We start from the raw sequence: 16,823 nt of genomic DNA on the forward strand, positions 1-16,823 counted from the left end.
GCGGAGATCCCGCCCGCACCCACCGTCGCCATGATCAACCATTCGGGTACGGGCGAGCTGCCGACATCCCCGACGCGGGGCGGACCAGGTGTGCGACGCTCCTGCCGTGGGCGACATACCGGAAGAATCCGATTCGCCCGGCTCACCTCCGGGTCGCTGCCCCACTTCCGGCCGGCGTTCGGGCCCCTGGCGGGCGGTTCCCGGGTGGCTCTGGCCGACGGTGCTGACCCTCGGGATCATCCTGACCGGGATCGATCGGGCGCAGCCGTGGCGGGACGAGTTGGCGACCTGGAGCGCAGCCAGCCGGAGCCTGCCCGACCTGGCCCGGCTGACCGGCAACATCGACGCCGCCACCGGGCCGTACTACCTGTTCACGCACGGCTGGATCATGCTGTTCGGGGACAGCACGGCGGCCCTGCGACTGCCGTCGGCGCTGGCCGTGTCGGCGGCGGCCGGGCTGACCACCGTACTCGGACAGCGGCTGGTGGGCCCCCGGGCCGGACTACTCGCCGGACTGCTCTTCGCGGTGCTGCCCGGCACCTCCCGGTACGGCCAGGAGGCCCGGCCGTACGCGCTGGCGACCCTGCTCGCCGTGCTGGCCACCCTGCTGCTGGTGGAGGCGGTACGGCGGCCGGCCGGGTGGGGCCGGTGGCTGGCCTACGCCGTGACGGTGCTCGCCCTCGGCCTGACCCACCTGGTGGCGCTGACCCTGCTGCCGGCGCACGGGGTGTTGGTGCTGGTCGCATCCCGCCGCGACGGTGGGCGCTGGTTGCTGGCGCTGGTGCCGACCGTGCTGGGGGTGGCCCCGCTGGTGTTGGCCGCCCGCGCGCAGCGGGGTCGTCAGCTCGACTGGGTGGATCCGGCCCGGTGGACCGACCTGACCAGCCTGCCCGGTGGCCTCGCCCAGAGCGTGGCGGTCGGCGGGCTGCTGCTCGGGTTGGCCGCGCTCGGCACGGTCCGGTTCGGCCGGCGCGCCGTGGTCCCGGCTGCCTGCCTGCTCCTGCCGGTGCTGCTGCTCTTCACCGTCGCCCTGGTGGTACCGCTCTGGGTGCCCCGGTACCTGTTCTTCACCGTCCCGTTCGGCTGCCTGCTGGCCGGCGCGGCGCTCACCCTGGCCCCCGGCCATCCCACCCGTCCCGGGTCCACTGGCACCGGTGTCGACGCCCGCCCCCCGACCAGAAGATCGTGGAAGGAAACAGCCCCCACAGGGGCCAGCATCTTCCACGATCTTTCAGCCCCACCGGTCGGGGCGACGCTGCCGCCGGCGCTTGTCGTGGTGGCCCTGGTCGGGCTGCTGGGTCTGCCCGACCAGGTGGCGTTGCGCCGGACCCACGAGTGGCCCAGGAGCGCCGCCGTCGACTACCGGGGCGCGGCACAGGTCGTCGCCGCCGGGCAACGTCCGGGTGACGCGGTCGTCTACTCCCCACGCGACGGTTGGCTCTTCCTCGACCTCGGTCTGGCGTACCACCTGGGCCCGGCCCGGCCCCGCGACGTGCTGGTGGTCCGTGACCAGGCCCGGCGCGCGGACCTCTGGGCCGACGAGTGCGGTGAACCCGCCACCTGCCTGGCCGGGGTGAACCGGGTGTGGCTGGTCACCGCCGGACGGCGGGCCGATCCGCTGGCCGCCGTCGGCGGGGCGAAGGGTGCCGCGCTACGCGCCGACTTCACCACGGTCCAGGTCTGGCCCCGGGCCGGCCTCACCGTGACCCTCCTGACCCGCCAGCCCTGACCGACCAGCCACCCGGGCCAACCAGCGGTCGGGGCCACCCAGCGGAGCGGAGCCGACCAGCGAACCGCGGCCACCCAGCGGACCGCAGCCGACCAGCGGACCGGGGCGGTGGCGAGGGCGGATGCGGGTCGTCAGCCGCGGCCCAGCGGGACGACCAGGACCGCCTCGGTGCCGCCGGCCGCACCACCGCGCAGCTCGATGGAGCCGCGTAGCTCCCCGGTGACCAGGGCCCGCACGATCTGCAGGCCCAGTCGACCGGCCCGCTCGGGGTCGAAGTCCGGTGGTAGGCCACGCCCGTTGTCGGCGACCGTGACGTGCAGCTTCTTGCGGGACCGGTGCGCGGTCACCACCACCTCGGCGGGGCCGGGCGGCGGCTGGTCGTCGGCCGGCGGCGGGAAGCCGTGTTCGGCCGCGTTGAGCAGCAACTCGTTGAGGACCATCACCAGCGAGGTGGCGATCTCGGCGGGCAGGATCCCGAAGCTGCCGGTACGGCGCATCCGGACCGTCACCTCGGTGGCGGCCACCTCGGTCGCGGCCGAGGCCACCCGGTCCACGATGCCGTCGAACTCGACCGCCTCGTCGCTGGACATGGAGAGGGTCTCGTGGACCAGGGCGATGGAGGCGACCCGCCGGACCGACTCCTCCAGCGCCACCCGGGCCTCCGGCATGGTGACCCGACGGGCCTGCAGGCGCAGCAGCGCGGCGACGGTCTGCAGGTTGTTCTTCACCCGGTGGTGGATCTCCCGGATGGTGGCGTCCTTGGTGATCAGGGCCCGGTCGCGGCGGCGTACCTCGGTGATGTCGCGGACCAGCACCAGCGCGCCGATCGGCACTCCGGCGGGCATCAGCGGCAGGGCCCGGGTGAGCATGGTCGCGCCCCGGGCGTCGATCTCCCGGCGGGGCGGCGCCTCGCCGCGCAGCGCGGCGAGGATGCCGTTGGCGGCGTCGGTGCCCTCCAGCGGATCACCGGCCAGTCGCCGGTGCAGCACCGCGAGATCCTCCCCCACCAGATGGGAGGCGCGTCCCAACCGCCGGTACGCCGACTGGGCGTTCGGGCTGGCGTAGGTGACCTTGCCGCTGGCGTCCAGCCGGACCAGCCCGTCGCCCACCCGGGGCGCCGAGGTGGTCTCGCCCGGATGCCGGGGCGGCGGGAAGGTGCCGTCGGCGATCATCTGGGCCAGGTCGTCGGCGGTGGTCAGGTAGTTCAGCTCCAGCTGGCTCGGGGTACGGGCGGTGGAGAGGTTGGTGTCCCGCCCGACCACGGCGATCACCTCACCGCCCTCCCCGTCGGGGGTCCGCAGCCGTACCGGGATCGCCTCGTGCCGGGCCGGTACGTCGCCGTACCAGACCGGGTCGCCCTCCCGCCAGATCCGACCCTGCCGGTAGGCGATCTCCAGGTGGGCGGCCTCCGGGCCGCCGAGGATCCGGCCCACCTGGTCGTCCTGGTACGCCGTCGGGGCGGTGGTCGGCCGGACCTGGGCCACACAGCAGAACCCGCCGTCGGCGTCGACCGGCACCCAGAGCAGCAGGTCGGCGAAGGACAGGTCGGAGAGCAGCTGCCAGTCCCCGGCGAGACGGTGCAGATGGTCGATGTCGGCGGGACGGAGCCTGGTGTGCTCCTCGGCGAGATCACGCAGCGTGGACACCCACACAGCCTGCCACGGGCCGGGTCACATCGTCGCGGTGACCTTCTTCAGCCCCCGGGGCGCGTCCGGGTCCTCGCCCCGGGCCAGCGCCAACGCCAGCGCCAACCGCTGCATCGGCAGGATGTCCAGCAGCGGGGCGTACCGCTCGTCGACCTCGGGTACGGCCAGCCGGGCGGTGGACCCGGCCGGTGCCGAACCGACCGCCAGCACGTCGGCACCGCGTTCACCGAGGCGGGTCAGCACCTCCGCCATGGACCGGCCACCGGGGCCGGAGCCGACCACGGCCAGCACCGGCACGTCCGGATCGGTCATGGCGAGCGGGCCGTGCAGCAGGTCCGCTCCGGAGAAGGCAAGCGCCGGCAGGTAGGAGGTCTCCATCAGCTTGAGGGCGGCCTCCCGGGCGGTCGGGTACGCGTACCCCCGGCCGGTGGTGACCAGCCGGGCGGCGAACCGGTAGCGGGGGGCGAGCGTGGTCGCGGTGGGGTCGTCGAGGGTCCGGGCGGCCAGTTCCGGCAGCGTGTCCATCACCGCCCGCTCGGTGGCCGGCAGCACCCCGTCGCCGGCCCGGATCCCCTCGACCAGCATCAGCAGGGCGAGCAGCTCGGCGGTGTAGGTCTTGGTGGCCGCCACCGCCCGCTCGTGGCCGGCGGCGATGTCGATCGCCAGCTCGGCGGTCTCCACCAGCGGGGAGTCCGGGGCGTTGGTGACCGCGAGGGTCAGCGCGCCGGACTCGCGGGCGGTGCGCAGCACCTCGGTCAGGTCGGGCGAGCCGCCGCTCTGGCTGACCCCGACGACCAGCGCGTCGGAGAGGTCCGGTCGGGCACCGAAGACGGTGACCGCGCTGGGCGAGGCGAGACCGGCCGGCAGGCCGAGCCGGATCTCGGTCAGGTACGCGGCGTAGAGCGCGGCGTGGTCGGAGGTGCCCCGGGCGGTGAAGACCACGTGCCGGGGACGCCGCTGCGCGATGATCGCGGCGACCCGGGCGATCGCCCCCGCGTGCGTGGCGTCGAGCAACCGGGCGTAGCCGGCCGGCTGCTCGGCGATGTCGGCGGCCATGCCGGCTCCTGCTCGCGTCACGGGGGGCTCCTCTCCTGCGCGGTTGGCGCGCGTTTCATGCTCAGTGTTGCATCATTCTGCCGTCAGCGGCAATCGAACGAGCAGCAATGCGCAGTGGATCACCGGTTTCGCGAGCCATCCCCTAGGCTTGCCCAGCCCTGAACACACCTACGAGCGAGAGGGTGACGTGTCCGAGGGGGATGCCGCGCTGACCGCGGCGGAGGAGCTTGCCCTGGCCCGACTGGCTATCGACTCCGGCGATCTGCCGCACGCCGCCGGTCATGTCGCCGGTGCGCTGGCCCAGGCACCGACCCTGCCGGAGGTGCACGAGACCCTGGCCCGACTGGCCGCGGTCGACGGCTCCGGTGGCGTCGACCTCTTCCCGCTGCACCACCGCGCCTTCGTCGGCACGGTGGTGGCCCGCGCCCACCTGCTCGCCGCCGCCGGCCGCCCGGCCGAGGGGCTGGACCTGCTCGCCGCCGCCACCGGGCACTCCCCCGGCGTCGACTGGGCCGGAGTGCCCTGGGTCACCGCTCCCGAGCTGGCCGAACGGCTCGATCCCGAACGTACCGCCCGGATCCTGATGCAGATCTGCGCGGCGGTACCGGATCCGGCGCCCCGGGCCGGCCGCGCGGCGTTGGGCCCGTACCTGACCCTGGCCCGCAACGCGGTCACCGTCCACCCCGACCACGCCCTGCTGCTGGGCGCGGCGTCCGCGCTGGCCCGCCGGGTCGGCGAGGCCGCCCTGGCGATCCGCTGGGCCAGCCGCGGGGTACGCGCCCAGCCGTCGAAACTCGGCGAGGTGTGGCTCGGGTACGCCTACCGCAGCGCGGGCCGGACCCGGGAGGCGCTGGCCGCCCTCGGGCGGGCGGTCGCCCACGACCCGGACGACCTCGCGGTCTACGCCGACATCGCCGGCACCCTGGCCGACCACGGACGGCTCGACGAGGCGCTGACCTGGACCGACCGGGCGCTGGCCCGCGACCCGTCCTTCGACTGCGCGGTGCACACCGCCCACCGGCTGCGGTACCAGCGCGACGGTGAGGTGGCCCACCTGGTGGCGCTGGCGGACTTCGTCCGGGACCACCCCGACGACACCCACGAGCACGGCGACCTGGCCGAGTGCTGCCGGGGCCGACCCTGGCTGGGGCAGCTCACCCCGGCCGGTGGGCAGCTGGTCGACGCGCTGCGCGGGACGCTCCACCCCACCCCGGCGGTGCTCCGGTTGACCGTGCCGGAGCCGCCCAGCGCGCTGCGGGCCGTCGCCGCCGCCCGGCCGGAGCTGGCGGTGGAGGTGGCATCGGCCGAGCCGGCCGGCCCGGACCCGTGGTCGCCCCGCCGGCCGGTCACCCGGCAGCTCTGGCAGCACGACGGCGGTACGGTCCGCCCGGCCCTGCCCCCGCCCTCGGAGGAGGCGGCCCGCCGGATCCGGCAGGTGGCGCAGCCGGCCTGGCCGCACCCGCCGGCGGCGTACGACGCGGCGGTCGGCCTGGCCACCCTGGACCTGCCGGACCTGCTCGGCCTGCTGGTGCATCCGCCCGAGGCGCCGGCCAGCGCCCTGGGCCGGGTGCTGGCCGGTCAGGACCCGTCCCTCTGGGTGCGGTGCGTGCAGGTGTGGGCGTGCCTGGGGCTGCTGCACCACCGCACCGACGAGCCGTGGGAGTCCTCGGTACGCCGACAGGTGCTGCTGGACCTGCTCTGGGGGGTGGAGGACTGGGTCACCGAGGCCGCGCTCTTCGCCCTGGTCACCGCGGCCTGGGTGGATCCGGCGGTCCGCCCGGACGTGGCCCGGGCCACCGCCGAGCGCCTCGCCGACGTGGCCGTGGTGGCCCGGCAGCGGCCGGTGCCGATCGCCGTCTCGCTGGCCCACCTGGCGCTGGCCGCACCGGAGCTGGACCCGCCCACCCTCGGGTTGGCGTACCGGCTGCTGGGGACCCGACCGGGACGGCCCGGCGGCCGACCGGTCGGGTTGCTGCGCCGGATCTGGCGCCGCCTCACCCGCCGGCCGGCCTGAGCGCGGTCAGGACACCGGGGCCCGACCCAGCGCCGCCTCGGCCTGCTCCGACCCGGTGTCGGTCGACGCGCGGGCCTCGTTCTCGGTCCGCAGCGGCACCTCCCGCAGGAACCAGGCAAGCACCGGCACCGCGACGGTGAACAGCACCGCCCAGAGGAAGACGTGGGAGATCGCGTCGGCGAGCCCACCGAGCACCAGCTGCTGGGCCTGCGCCGGGAGCTGGCGCAGCTGCTCCAGGTCGACCCCGGCACCTTCGCCGCCCCCGCTGGCGAAGGTGCCGCCGGCGGCCGAGTCGGCGAGTCGGCGGGCGAAGACCGCGCCGAAGAGCGAGATGCCGAACGAGCCACCGATCGACCGGAAGAAGGTGGCCGCGCCACTGGCCGCGCCGAGGTCCTTCTGCTCCACGCTGTTCTGGGCGATCAGCATCGAGGTCTGCATGAGGAAGCCCATCCCCACCCCGAGGACGATCATGTAGAGCGACGACTCGACCTTGCCGGTGCCGACGTCCAGCCGGGTCAGCAGCAGCATGCCGGCGGTCATCACCACCCCGCCGACGATCGGGTAGATCCGGTACCGGCCGGTCCGGGTGATCGCCCGGCCGACGACCAGGGAGACCAGCAGCATGCCGAACATCAGCGGCATCAGCAGCAGGCCGCTGCCGGTGGCCGAGGCGCCCTGCACGGTCTGCTGGTAGAGCGGCAGGAAGCTCATCGCGCCGAACATGGCGAAGCCGAGCAGGAAGCCCACCGCCGAGATCAGGGCGAAGTTGCGGTTGGCGAAGAGCCCGAGCGGCAGGATCGGCTCGACCGCCCGCCGCTCGACGAAGCCGAACACGACCAGGCTCACCACGGCCAGCGCCACCAGGCCGAGGATCTGCGGCGAACCCCACGGGTACTCGTTGCCGCCCCAGGTGGTGATCAGCACGATCGCGGTGATGCCGACGGAGAGCAGCGCGGCGCCCAGCCAGTCGATCCGGTGCTCGGTGCGGTACCTCGGCAGCTTCAGGGTGGCGATCAGCAGCAGCAAGGCCACCCCACCCACCGGCAGGTTGACGTAGAACGCCCAGCGCCAGGAGAGGTGGTCGGTGATGAACCCGCCGACCAGCGGGCCGGCGACCATGGCGATGGCCATCGAGCCGGCGATCAGGCCCTGGTAACGGCCCCGCTCCCGGGGCGGCACCAGGTCGCCGATGATCGCCATCACGCCCACCATCAGGCCGCCGGCGCCCAGCCCCTGCACCGCCCGGAAGGCGATCAGCTGCACCATGCCGACCTCGGGGCCGCCGAGCAGGTCGGAGCCGGCCATGCCACAGAGCGCCGAGCCGAGCAGGAAGAGACCGACCGAGCTGAGGAAGACGTTCTTGCGGCCGTAGAGGTCGCCGAGCTTGCCCCAGATCGGGGTGGAGACGGTGGTGCCCAGCACGTAGGCGGTGACCACCCAGGTGAAGTGGTTCAGCCCGCCGAACTCACCGACGATCCTCGGCAACGCGGTGTTGACGATCATGTTGTCCAACATCGCGAGCATCATCGCGATCATCAGACCGAAGAGGATGACGCGCACGTTGGGGCGTGCGCCGTCCCGGCTGACCTGCACCATTGGGTAAGCTCCCCGCGTTGAACTTACTTGCCGACCGGCTAGTTGACTTACTTGCCGTACGGTAAGCTGGCCGCGATCCGGCGTCAAGCGAAATGGAGAACATCGGTGACCGAGAGCACAGGCGGCACGCGCGAGCGGATCACGGCCGTCGCCCTGGAGCTCTTCACCGAGCAGGGGTACGAGAAGACCTCACTGCGGGAGATCGCCGAGCGGCTCAACGTGACCAAGGCCGCCCTCTACTACCACTTCAAGAGCAAGGACGAGATCGTCAGCAGCGTCGTCGAGGAGCGGCTGGAGCGGGTCGACGAGCTGATCGCCTGGGCCCGGGAGCAGCCACCGACCCTGGAGACCCGGCGCGCGCTGCTGAGCCGCTACGCCGAACGCATGTTCGCCGACGAGCGCCCCTCGGTGATGCGGTTCTTCGAGCAGAACCAGACCGCCCTGAAGAACCTCGCCGCCGGGCAGCAGATGCGCGATCGGCTGATGCAGCTGGCCGACATGCTCTCCCGGGGCGACGACACCCCGGCCGGGCAGGTCCGCGCCGCGCTCGCCCTGTTCGCGGTGAACTCCAGCTGGTTCGCGATCCGTACGCCCGGCATCGACAACGCCGAGCGGCTGAAGGTCGCCCTGGAGATCGCCGAGGAGCTGGTCACCCGGATCGGCCGGAACTGACCCGGGTGGCCGTCCACCGCGCCGCTCCGGCGTCGGGTCTACCGCACCGCTCCGGCGTCGGTGAGATCGCGCCGGTCAGGCGTCGGTGAGACCGCACCGCTGCGGCGGGTCAGGCGTCGGTGAGATCGCGGCGCAGCGCGAGTAGGTCGACCCCGGGCAGCGGAGACCAGTCCCGCTCCGGGACCCGCCGGAAACCCGTCCGCGCGTACAGCCGGCGCGCGGCGTCGGCGAACCCGTCGCGTACGCAGATCACCACGGCCGTGCAGCCCAACCCGCGGGCCCGGTCCAGACAGGCCCGCACCAGCGCGACGCCGGCACCCCGGCCCTGCGCCGCCGGATCCACCGCCAGCATCCGGAACTCGGCCTCACCGGGGCGGGCCTGCTCGGCGTACGGGGTGCCGGGCAGCACGAAGGTCACCGTGCCCAGCAGCGCCCCGGTCGCCCCGTCGACCGCGACCAGCACCTCGCCGCTGGCCGCCCGGGTCGCCACGTCGGCGAGCACGGCCTGGTAGCCGTGCTCGCCCTTGAGCTGCCCGTCGGCTTCGTAGGCGGCGACCGTCAACCGGGCCACCGCCGCGAACTCGTCAGGCGTGGCGACCCGGATCAGGGTGCCGGTCAACCGATCACCGCGATCAGGTCACCGTCCTGCACCACGTCGCCCTCGTTCACCGCGAGCTGCTGGACGACACCGTCGGACTCGGCGACGACCGGGATCTCCATCTTCATCGACTCCAGGATCACCAGCGTGTCCCCCTCGGACACGGTGTCCCCGGTCGACGCCACGACCTTCCAGACGTTCGCCACCATCTCGGCGCGGATCTCTTCGGCCATCTCCACGGCCCTCCCTCTCCACCGGTGTGCCTGCGAACGGTATCCAATCACGTCCGCATTCCAGCGGCGTTCCATCCTCCCCGTGGCTTGCCGGGAATTCGCACCGTCGCGGGCCGGATCCGGCCCGCGACCATCACCGGCCGGATCGCACCCCACGGCCGGTCGACGGCCGGGCCGCCAACTACCATCAGCGGGTCGGACCCCGGACGCTCCGGGGCACCGGTACGCGACCGCCGGCGCGCCGACCGCGCGACCGGTGGCGGCACCAGCATGAGGAGGTCAGATGGCGAAGAAGGCCCGGAAGAAGAAGGCCCGGAAGAAGAGCGCCGCCAACCACGGCAAGCGCCCCAACTCCTGACGACAAGCGACGACCCACCCCCACCGGGCTCGGTGGGGGTGGGTCGATCGGTTCGGTCGGGCGCTGCTCAGTCGGCCAGTTCGCGCGAGTCGGCGGTCTCGAAGACCACCAGCTCGGTCAGCCGCAGCCGCAGCCGTTGCCGTAGCTCGTCCGGCGCGGTCTCGTTGCCGCAGCAGCGCGCCACCAGCGCCCGCACCTCCTGCTCGATGCCGTACTCACGCAGGCACGGGCTGCACTCGTCGAGGTGGTGCCGGATCCGGTCCCGCCGTTCGTCGGCGCACTCCAGATCCAGGTAGAGGTAGACCTCCGCGAGCACCTCACGGCAATCCGTCTCGTGCGGCTCCCCACAGCTCATGTCACACCTCCCGACCGGCGGCGGCCGTCGAGCCACCCGAGGAACGGGCAGCGGAGAAGCCACGGTCGGCGGCGTACCGCTCCAGCAGCTTGCGTAGGTTGCGCCGGCCGCGGTGCAACCGCGACATCACCGTACCGATCGGCGTACCCATGATGTCAGCGACCTCCTTGTAGGAGAAGCCCTCGACATCGGTCAGGTAGACGGCCAGCCGGAACTCCTCCGGGAGCTGCTGCAGGGCCTCCTTGACGTCGCTGTCCGGCAGCCGGTCCAGCGCCTCCGTCTCGGCCGACCGCAGCCCGCTGGAGGTGTGCGACTCGGCCTCGGCGAGCTGCCAGTCGGTGATCTCCTCGGTCGGCGCCTGGATCGGCTGGCGCTGCCGCTTGCGGTAGGAGTTGATGTAGGTGTTGGTCAGGATCCGGTAGAGCCAGGCCTTCAGGTTGGTGCCCTGCTCGAACTGGTGGAAGGCGGCGTACGCCTTCAGGTACGTCTCCTGGACCAGATCCTCGGCATCCGCCGGATTGCGCGTCATGCGCAGCCCGGCAGCGTAGAGCTGATCGACGAAGGGCATCGCGTCCCGCTCGAAGCGGGCCCTGCGCTCGTCCGTCTTCTCGGTGGTCAACCGCACATCCCCTCGCGTCGGATGCTTTCGGCCCGAGGATACGCGCACCGGGCGGCCGGCAGATTCACTTTCGCCCGCTGTGCCCCTGCTCACCATGTCACCGGTGCCCGCCGGCGGCTCGACCGGCGAGGCCGACGCTGGCCACTCCGGTCCGCTCAGCAGCCGTCTGAGCTGCTGCGCTCCCCCTGCGTCCCGTTCCCGGATCCGGGTCTCGGTCGGCATCCGGTCACCCCCCTCGGCAGATGTGTCGTCCGAGGGGGTAAACGCGAGCGGGCCGGTTCCGCATTCCGGACGGTGTCACCGGTCGCACCGGCACCGGCGCGGCGGCCGTCCCCGGTCCTGGTCCCTGACCCGGCGCGGCCGGACAGGGACCAGGAAGGGCCTGGGAGGGCGGGGTGGTTCCGGCGGCCCGGGCTGGGCGGCCGACACCATCGGTTGCAACGAGGGCCCACCGGCGGCGGACACGGCCGGCAGCGTACGGAGATCACACCCGGGTCGGCCCGTCGGACCCCGAATCAGTGCGCCCAGCCCTGCCGGCGCAGCCAGTCCAGCACCACCGTGGCCGTGCCGGCCGGGTCCCGCCCCAGGTCGTGGCGCTCGCCGGGGCGCTCGACCACCCGCACGACCCCCTCGGCCACCGGCACGCCGAACGGATCCCGGTCCCCGTTGACCACCAGGGTGGGCACCGCGGTGGGCAACTCCGCCGCCCGGGAACGCTCCGGTCGCCCCGGCGGGTGCAGCGGAAACGCCAGGGCGACGACCCCGGCCGCGCCGAGGGCCGGGGCGGTCCGGCAGGCCACCCGGGCACCACTGGACCGGCCGCCGAGCAGCAGGGTCGACGCTCCGGGATGCCGTCGACGCAGCTGCGTGACGACGGCGAGCCAGGCCTCGTCCAGGTGACCGGCCGGGGCCGGGGCCCGCCGACCGGCGACCCGGTACGGCTGGGTCACCCGCGCCACCAGCAGACCGGCCGCGACCGCCGCGTCCCGGAGCGCCAGCAGGTCGGGCGCGTCGACCGAACCCCCCGCACCGTGCCCGAGCACCAGCAGTGTCGCGGCCGGGCCGGCCGGTGGGTCGGTGTCGACCCGGGCCGGCCCGCGCGGCGTGCTGATCTCGATGCTGTCGTGGTCTGGCACCGCCCCATTCTGCGCCTGCCGCGACCGCCGGCCCGGACGAACCGGGGCCGGCGGCTCGGCCCACCGAGCCGGACGAGGCCGACTCAGCGGGTCGAGGCCGGCTCAGCGGGTCGAGGCCGGCTCAGCGGGTCGAGGGGACCAGGGTGAGCAGCCGGTCGCGGACCGGCGGGCCGGCCTCGTCGGCGGCGTCCGGATCCGGTTGGACCTCGGTACGCCAGGCGACCAGCATTGCGCGCCGTTCCCGTGGAGTGGTGCCACCCCAGACCCCGTGACAGTCCCCGACCTCCAATGACCAGGCCAGACAGGAACCCTGCACCGGACAACTCCGACAGAGCGCGACAGCCGCGTCGGCCGGTTCGTTCGGCGCCGGAAAGAACGTCTCCGGATCGACGTTCTGACAGGTGCCTCTGGTCCGCCAGGCATCGTCAGAACGCCGTTCCCGTAACGCGCGTAGCAGTCGCGGGTCGCGGCGCGCGGCAGCGACCTCGTGCGGACGGGGCATGCGTGCCCGTGTCATTCACCCACCTCCCCCGTGGGACCGGCAAGATCGATGGGGGTCGTTCGCCCCCTGCGAATCGACACCCACCACCGGCGCTGTGTTCTATCGCACTTGCCGACACCGAGACAAGTCTCTGCCGGAAAGATGGCTAAACACCCACGCGACGTTTCGCCCGCAACTCTGGCAAATTAGTACGCGACAATGTGCGGGAGCGGGTCAGAAGAGTGGCGTCTCCGCCGACGGCGCTCCCGGTGAAGCCGGAACCCGGGCGGTCAATTCCGGCCCGTTGTTGCGTACGTTGCCCACCGCCGGGCCGACCGGGCGGATCTCCAGGCCGGCCAACCAGTCCGGCGACGGCGGGGCGAGCAGCCCGGCCGGGTCCTCTGTCGGCGCCAGCCAGGGCGTCCAGCGTTCCGGCGGCAGCAGCAGCGGCATCCGCTCGTGCACCTCGGTCAGCTCACCGACCGCGGCGGTGGTGAGCACGCTGCAGGTGGCCAACGGGCCGTCCGCCCCCGTCCAGACCGACCAGATGCCGGCGAACACCAGCACCGAACCGTCGGCCGGGGTGAGGAAGTACGGCTGTTTCCGGCCCTCGACGCGGGCCCACTCGTACCAGCCGTCCGCCGGCACCAGGCAACGGTGCCGGGCGAACGGGCGGGCGTAGGCCCGACTGGTGGCTACCGTCTCGGCCCGCGCGTTGATCATGCGGGCCCCGGCGGACGGGGACTTGGCCCACGGCGGCAGCAGACCCCAGCGCGCCAGGTCGAGCACCCGCCGGCCGGTGGAGTCGACCCGCGCCACCGGCACGTCCTTGGTGGGCGCGACGTTGTGGTCCGCCGTGCTCCGCCCGCCGGTGTCGTCGTACGCCTCCAACAGGGCGCTCAGCTCCCCGGAGCTCCGCGTGGTCGCGTACCTGCCGCACATGGCACCCACGCTAACCGCCGGCCCGCTCCCCTGCTGTCCCGCCAACCGGGAGCGGATCCGAGGCCCACCGGGCGCCGTTCACGCAACGGGGCAGAATGGGCACCGTGGGAAACCTGACCGCCACCCGAGCACCCCAGCCGTGGACCGCGCCGAAGGCCACCGATCCGGTCGCCGCCACGCTGCGGCTGCCCGGCAGCAAGTCGTTGACCGCCCGGGCCCTGGTGCTCAGCGCCCTGGCCGGCGGCCCCTCGACGCTCACCCGGCCGCTGCGGGCCCGGGACACCGAGCTGATGGCCGGCGGGCTGCGGGCCATGGGCGCCCACGTGTCGACCAGCGACGACCAGCAGTGGCTGGTCCGCCCGCACCGGCTGGTCGGCCCGGCCCACGTCGACGTCGGTCTGGCCGGCACGGTGATGCGCTTCGTGCCGCCGGCCGCCGGCCTGGCCGAGGGGCGGATCACCTTCGACGGCGACCCGCAGGCCCGGTCCCGTCCGCTGGGCCCGCTGATCGGCGCGCTGCGCTCCCTCGGGGTACGCATCGACGCCCCCGGAAGCGGCAGCCTGCCGCTGGCCGTACTCGGCTCCGGGCGGGTCACCGGTGGTGAGGTGGTCATCGACGCCTCCGCCTCCAGCCAACTCGTCTCCGGCCTGCTGCTGGCCGCGCCGCGCTTCGACCGGGGGGTGGTGGTCCGGCACGTCGGGCCGCCGGTGCCGTCCGCCCCGCACCTGCGGATGACGACCCGGATGCTCCGGGCGGCCGGGGCGGCCGTCGACGACACCACGCCCGACGTGTGGGTGGTCGAGCCCGGTCCGCTCACCGGACGCGGCTGGGAGATCGAGCCGGACCTCTCCGGTGCGGTCCCGTTCTTCGCCGCCGCCCTGGTCACCGGCGGTCAGGTGACCCTGGGCGGGTGGCCGCACAGCAGCGCCCAGCCGGTGGACCGGCTCCGGGAGCTGCTGCACGCCATGGGCGGCGAGGTCGCCGTGACCACCGACGGGCTGACCGTCCGCGGCACCGGCCGTCTGCACGGGTTGGACGCCGACCTCTCCGACGTCAGCGAGCTGACCCCGGTGCTGACCGCGCTGGCGGTGCTCGCCGACTCGCCGTCGCGGTTCACCGGTGTGGCGCACATCCGGGGCCACGAGACCGACCGGCTCAGCGCGCTGGCCCGGGAGTTCACCGCGATCGGCGCGAACGTCACCGAGCTGGTCGACGGGCTGGAGATCCGTCCCCAACCGCTGCGCGGCGGCGCGTTCGGCACCTACCACGACCATCGGATGGCCCATGCCGCCGCGGTGGCCGGGCTGGTCGTGGACGGCATCGAGGTGGACGACATCGGCTGCACCGCCAAGACCATGCCGGATTTTGCGGCACTATGGTCGGCGATGGTGACCGGCAGCAGCTGACGCGACAGGGGGCAGGTCCTGGCGACCAGGAAACGCGAGTACGACGAGGACGACGTCCGGGTCCGACCCGGCAAATCGTCGCGTCCGCGTACCCGTAACCGGCCCCGGCACGCCGACGCGGTGGACGGCTTCGTGATCGCGGTGGACCGGGGCCGCTACACCTGTGTGCTGGCCGACGCCGGGCCCGACGTGCCGGTGGTCACCGCGATGCGGGCCCGGGAGCTGGGCCGCAAGTCGGTGGTGGTGGGCGACCGGGTGGGGCTGGTCGGGGACACCTCCGGGGTGGCCGGCGCGCTGGCCCGGATCGTCCGGATCGCCGAGCGCCGGTCGGTGCTGCGGCGGACCGCCGACGATGACGAGACCACCGCCGAGGGGCGGCTGGAACGGGTGGTGGTGGCCAACGCCGACCAGCTGGTGATCGTCAGCGCGCTGGCCGACCCGCCGCCGCGTACCGGTTTCGTCGACAGGTGCCTGGTGGCCGCGTACGACGCCGGGATCGAGCCGCTGCTCTGCCTGACCAAGGCCGACCTGGCCGGCCCGGAACAGGTAGTCGACTACTACACCGAGCTGGAGCTGCCGTACGTGCTGATCCGACCGGACGGCGACCTGGCCGCGCTGCGCGCGCTGCTCGCCGGCCGGGTCTCGGTGCTCGTCGGCCATTCCGGGGTGGGCAAGTCGACCCTGGTCAACCGGCTCGTGCCGGACGCCGAGCGGGCCGTCGGCGTGGTCAGCGCGATCGGCCGGGGCCGGCACACCTCGACCAGTGCGGTGGCCCTGCGGCTGCCTACCGACGGCGAGCCGGCCTGGATCGTCGACACCCCGGGGGTACGCAGCTTCGGATTGGCCCACGTCAGCGCGGACAGCCTGCTGCACGGCTTCCCCGACCTGGTGGAGGGGACGGTCGACTGCCCGCCCAACTGTCCGCACACCGCCGACGAGGTCGACTGCGCGCTGGACGCCTGGGTGGCCGGCGGCCGGGCCGACGGGCGACGGCTGGCCTCCTACCGGCGGCTGCTGGCCTCCCGGGCCGGCGAGCCCAACCCGGGCTCGACGGAGACCGCCGAGCCCGGCGACCCGCCGCCCCGGCTCTGACCGGCACCCGCCCGCGCGTGGTGGACCCGGGCGTCGCTACGGTTTCGGTCATGACCCGGTACGCCGACGATCTCGCCCTGGCCCACCTGCTCGCCGATCGCGCCGACGCCGTCTCGACGGCCCGGTTCCGCGCGCTCGACCTGCGGGTCGAGGCGAAGCCGGACCTCACCCCGGTCTCCGACGCCGACACCGCCGTCGAGCGGGAGATCCGGGCCGTGCTGGCCGCGCGGCGCCCCGGTGACGGCCTGCTCGGCGAGGAGTACGGCGAGCAGCCACCGACCGGAGCCGCCGGCCGCCGCTGGGTGGTGGACCCGATCGACGGGACGAAGAACTTCATCCGGGGCGTACCGGTCTGGGCCACCCTGATCGCGCTGCTGGAGGCGGACCGGCCGGTGCTGGGGCTGGTGAGCGCACCGGCGCTCGGCCGCCGGTGGTGGGGTGCGCTCGGTGCGGGGGCCCACGCCGGGCCGGACCTCGCCGGTGGCACGCCGATCCGGGTCTCCGGGGTGGGCCGGCTCGCCGACGCGAGTTTCTGCTACTCCTCGCTGGACGGCTGGATCGCCGGCGGCCGGCTGGACGGGATGCTCGGTCTCATGCGGGACACCTGGCGCAGCCGGGCGTACGGCGACTTCTACGGTTACATGCTGCTGGCCGAGGGGGCGCTGGACGTGATGGTGGAGCCGGAGCTGTCCCTGTGGGACATCGCCGCGCTGGTGCCGATCGTCACCGAGGCCGGCGGGGTGTTCACCGACCTGACCGGCCGGCCGGCTCCCGGCGACGGCAGCGCGGTGGCCAGCAACGGCCCGTTGCACGCCGACATCCTGGCCCGGCTCGGTCGGCCAGCCGCGCGCTGACCCACGGCACCCTCTATCCTCGCCAGGTGTCCACAT

17 protein-coding genes are annotated in these 16,823 nt (G+C 73.8%); 7 read left to right on the forward strand and 10 right to left on the reverse strand.

What is annotated here, in order from left to right; all coding sequences use genetic code 11:
• Positions 1–220 precede the first annotated feature (220 nt).
• Entirely contained in the window at positions 221–1,729 is a 1,509-nt protein-coding gene (locus GA0070617_RS24515) for a glycosyltransferase family 39 protein (protein ID WP_229688639.1), read from the forward strand.
• 131 nt (positions 1,730–1,860) lie between these two features.
• Here GA0070617_RS24515 and GA0070617_RS24520 read toward each other — a convergent pair whose 3' ends face one another.
• Together GA0070617_RS24520 and GA0070617_RS24525 are read right to left on the reverse strand one after the other, a co-directional pair.
• On the reverse strand, positions 1,861–3,375 hold the full coding sequence (locus tag GA0070617_RS24520) for a PAS domain-containing sensor histidine kinase (RefSeq protein WP_091447273.1): 1,515 nt from the start codon (positions 3,373–3,375) through the stop codon (positions 1,861–1,863).
• 24 nt (positions 3,376–3,399) lie between these two features.
• A complete protein-coding gene (locus tag GA0070617_RS24525) occupies positions 3,400–4,431 on the reverse strand; it encodes an SIS domain-containing protein (protein WP_091443268.1) in 1,032 nt (343 codons plus the stop codon).
• Between the two features lie 187 nt (positions 4,432–4,618).
• Between GA0070617_RS24525 and GA0070617_RS24530 the strand changes: the two genes are divergently transcribed.
• Positions 4,619–6,445, forward strand: a complete 1,827-nt coding sequence (locus GA0070617_RS24530; protein ID WP_091443271.1) for a tetratricopeptide repeat protein — start codon at positions 4,619–4,621, stop codon at positions 6,443–6,445.
• Between the two features lie 6 nt (positions 6,446–6,451).
• Here the strand turns inward: GA0070617_RS24530 and GA0070617_RS24535 are convergent, their stop codons facing one another.
• Complete coding sequence (locus tag GA0070617_RS24535; RefSeq protein WP_091443274.1) at positions 6,452–8,041, reverse strand: MDR family MFS transporter; 1,590 nt, start codon at positions 8,039–8,041, stop codon at positions 6,452–6,454.
• A gap of 105 nt (positions 8,042–8,146) precedes the next feature.
• Between GA0070617_RS24535 and GA0070617_RS24540 the strand changes: the two genes are divergently transcribed.
• Positions 8,147–8,713 carry a TetR/AcrR family transcriptional regulator gene (locus GA0070617_RS24540; protein WP_091443278.1) on the forward strand — a complete coding sequence of 189 codons (567 nt, stop codon included), beginning with the start codon at positions 8,147–8,149 and terminating at the stop codon, positions 8,711–8,713.
• Between the two features lie 109 nt (positions 8,714–8,822).
• Here GA0070617_RS24540 and GA0070617_RS24545 read toward each other — a convergent pair whose 3' ends face one another.
• Positions 8,823–9,332: a GNAT family N-acetyltransferase gene (locus tag GA0070617_RS24545; RefSeq protein WP_091443281.1), complete on the reverse strand. Its 510-nt coding sequence runs from the start codon at positions 9,330–9,332 to the stop codon at positions 8,823–8,825.
• Positions 9,329–9,550: a biotin/lipoyl-binding carrier protein gene (locus GA0070617_RS24550; RefSeq protein ID WP_175440645.1), complete on the reverse strand. Its 222-nt coding sequence runs from the start codon at positions 9,548–9,550 to the stop codon at positions 9,329–9,331. The genes GA0070617_RS24545 and GA0070617_RS24550 overlap by 4 nt, the downstream gene beginning before the upstream one ends.
• Positions 9,551–9,827: 277 nt before the next feature.
• On the opposite strand from GA0070617_RS24550, the gene GA0070617_RS32460 reads away from it, so the two are divergent.
• Entirely contained in the window at positions 9,828–9,902 is a 75-nt protein-coding gene (locus GA0070617_RS32460) for a 50S ribosomal protein bL37 (protein ID WP_370461611.1), read from the forward strand.
• Positions 9,903–9,969: 67 nt separating this feature from the next.
• On the opposite strand, the gene rsrA is transcribed toward GA0070617_RS32460, so the two are convergent.
• From rsrA to GA0070617_RS24575, 5 genes are all read right to left on the reverse strand, one after another.
• Complete coding sequence (gene rsrA / locus GA0070617_RS24555; protein WP_091443284.1) at positions 9,970–10,257, reverse strand: mycothiol system anti-sigma-R factor; 288 nt, start codon at positions 10,255–10,257, stop codon at positions 9,970–9,972.
• Between the two features lies 1 nt (position 10,258).
• Positions 10,259–11,098: a sigma-70 family RNA polymerase sigma factor gene (locus GA0070617_RS24560; protein WP_091443288.1), complete on the reverse strand. Its 840-nt coding sequence runs from the start codon at positions 11,096–11,098 to the stop codon at positions 10,259–10,261.
• 293 nt (positions 11,099–11,391) lie between these two features.
• Complete coding sequence (locus tag GA0070617_RS24565) at positions 11,392–12,012, reverse strand: alpha/beta hydrolase family protein (protein ID WP_091443291.1); 621 nt, start codon at positions 12,010–12,012, stop codon at positions 11,392–11,394.
• Between the two features lie 121 nt (positions 12,013–12,133).
• Entirely contained in the window at positions 12,134–12,529 is a 396-nt protein-coding gene (locus GA0070617_RS24570) for a WhiB family transcriptional regulator (RefSeq protein WP_091443295.1), read from the reverse strand.
• A gap of 198 nt (positions 12,530–12,727) precedes the next feature.
• Positions 12,728–13,435 carry an SOS response-associated peptidase gene (locus tag GA0070617_RS24575; RefSeq protein WP_091443299.1) on the reverse strand — a complete coding sequence of 236 codons (708 nt, stop codon included), beginning with the start codon at positions 13,433–13,435 and terminating at the stop codon, positions 12,728–12,730.
• A gap of 104 nt (positions 13,436–13,539) precedes the next feature.
• On the opposite strand from GA0070617_RS24575, the gene aroA reads away from it, so the two are divergent.
• From aroA to hisN, 3 genes are all read left to right on the forward strand, one after another.
• The gene (gene aroA, locus GA0070617_RS24580) at positions 13,540–14,841 is read left to right on the forward strand and encodes a 3-phosphoshikimate 1-carboxyvinyltransferase (RefSeq protein ID WP_091447283.1); all 1,302 of its coding nucleotides are present in this window, start codon (positions 13,540–13,542) and stop codon (positions 14,839–14,841) included.
• A gap of 165 nt (positions 14,842–15,006) precedes the next feature.
• A complete protein-coding gene (rsgA, locus tag GA0070617_RS24585) occupies positions 15,007–15,933 on the forward strand; it encodes a ribosome small subunit-dependent GTPase A (RefSeq protein WP_091447280.1) in 927 nt (308 codons plus the stop codon).
• A gap of 50 nt (positions 15,934–15,983) precedes the next feature.
• On the forward strand, positions 15,984–16,787 hold the full coding sequence (gene hisN / locus GA0070617_RS24590) for a histidinol-phosphatase (RefSeq protein ID WP_091443303.1): 804 nt from the start codon (positions 15,984–15,986) through the stop codon (positions 16,785–16,787).
• Positions 16,788–16,823: the final 36 nt, after the last annotated feature.

This window comes from Micromonospora yangpuensis, from assembly GCF_900091615.1.
Classification (GTDB): domain Bacteria; phylum Actinomycetota; class Actinomycetes; order Mycobacteriales; family Micromonosporaceae; genus Micromonospora; species Micromonospora yangpuensis.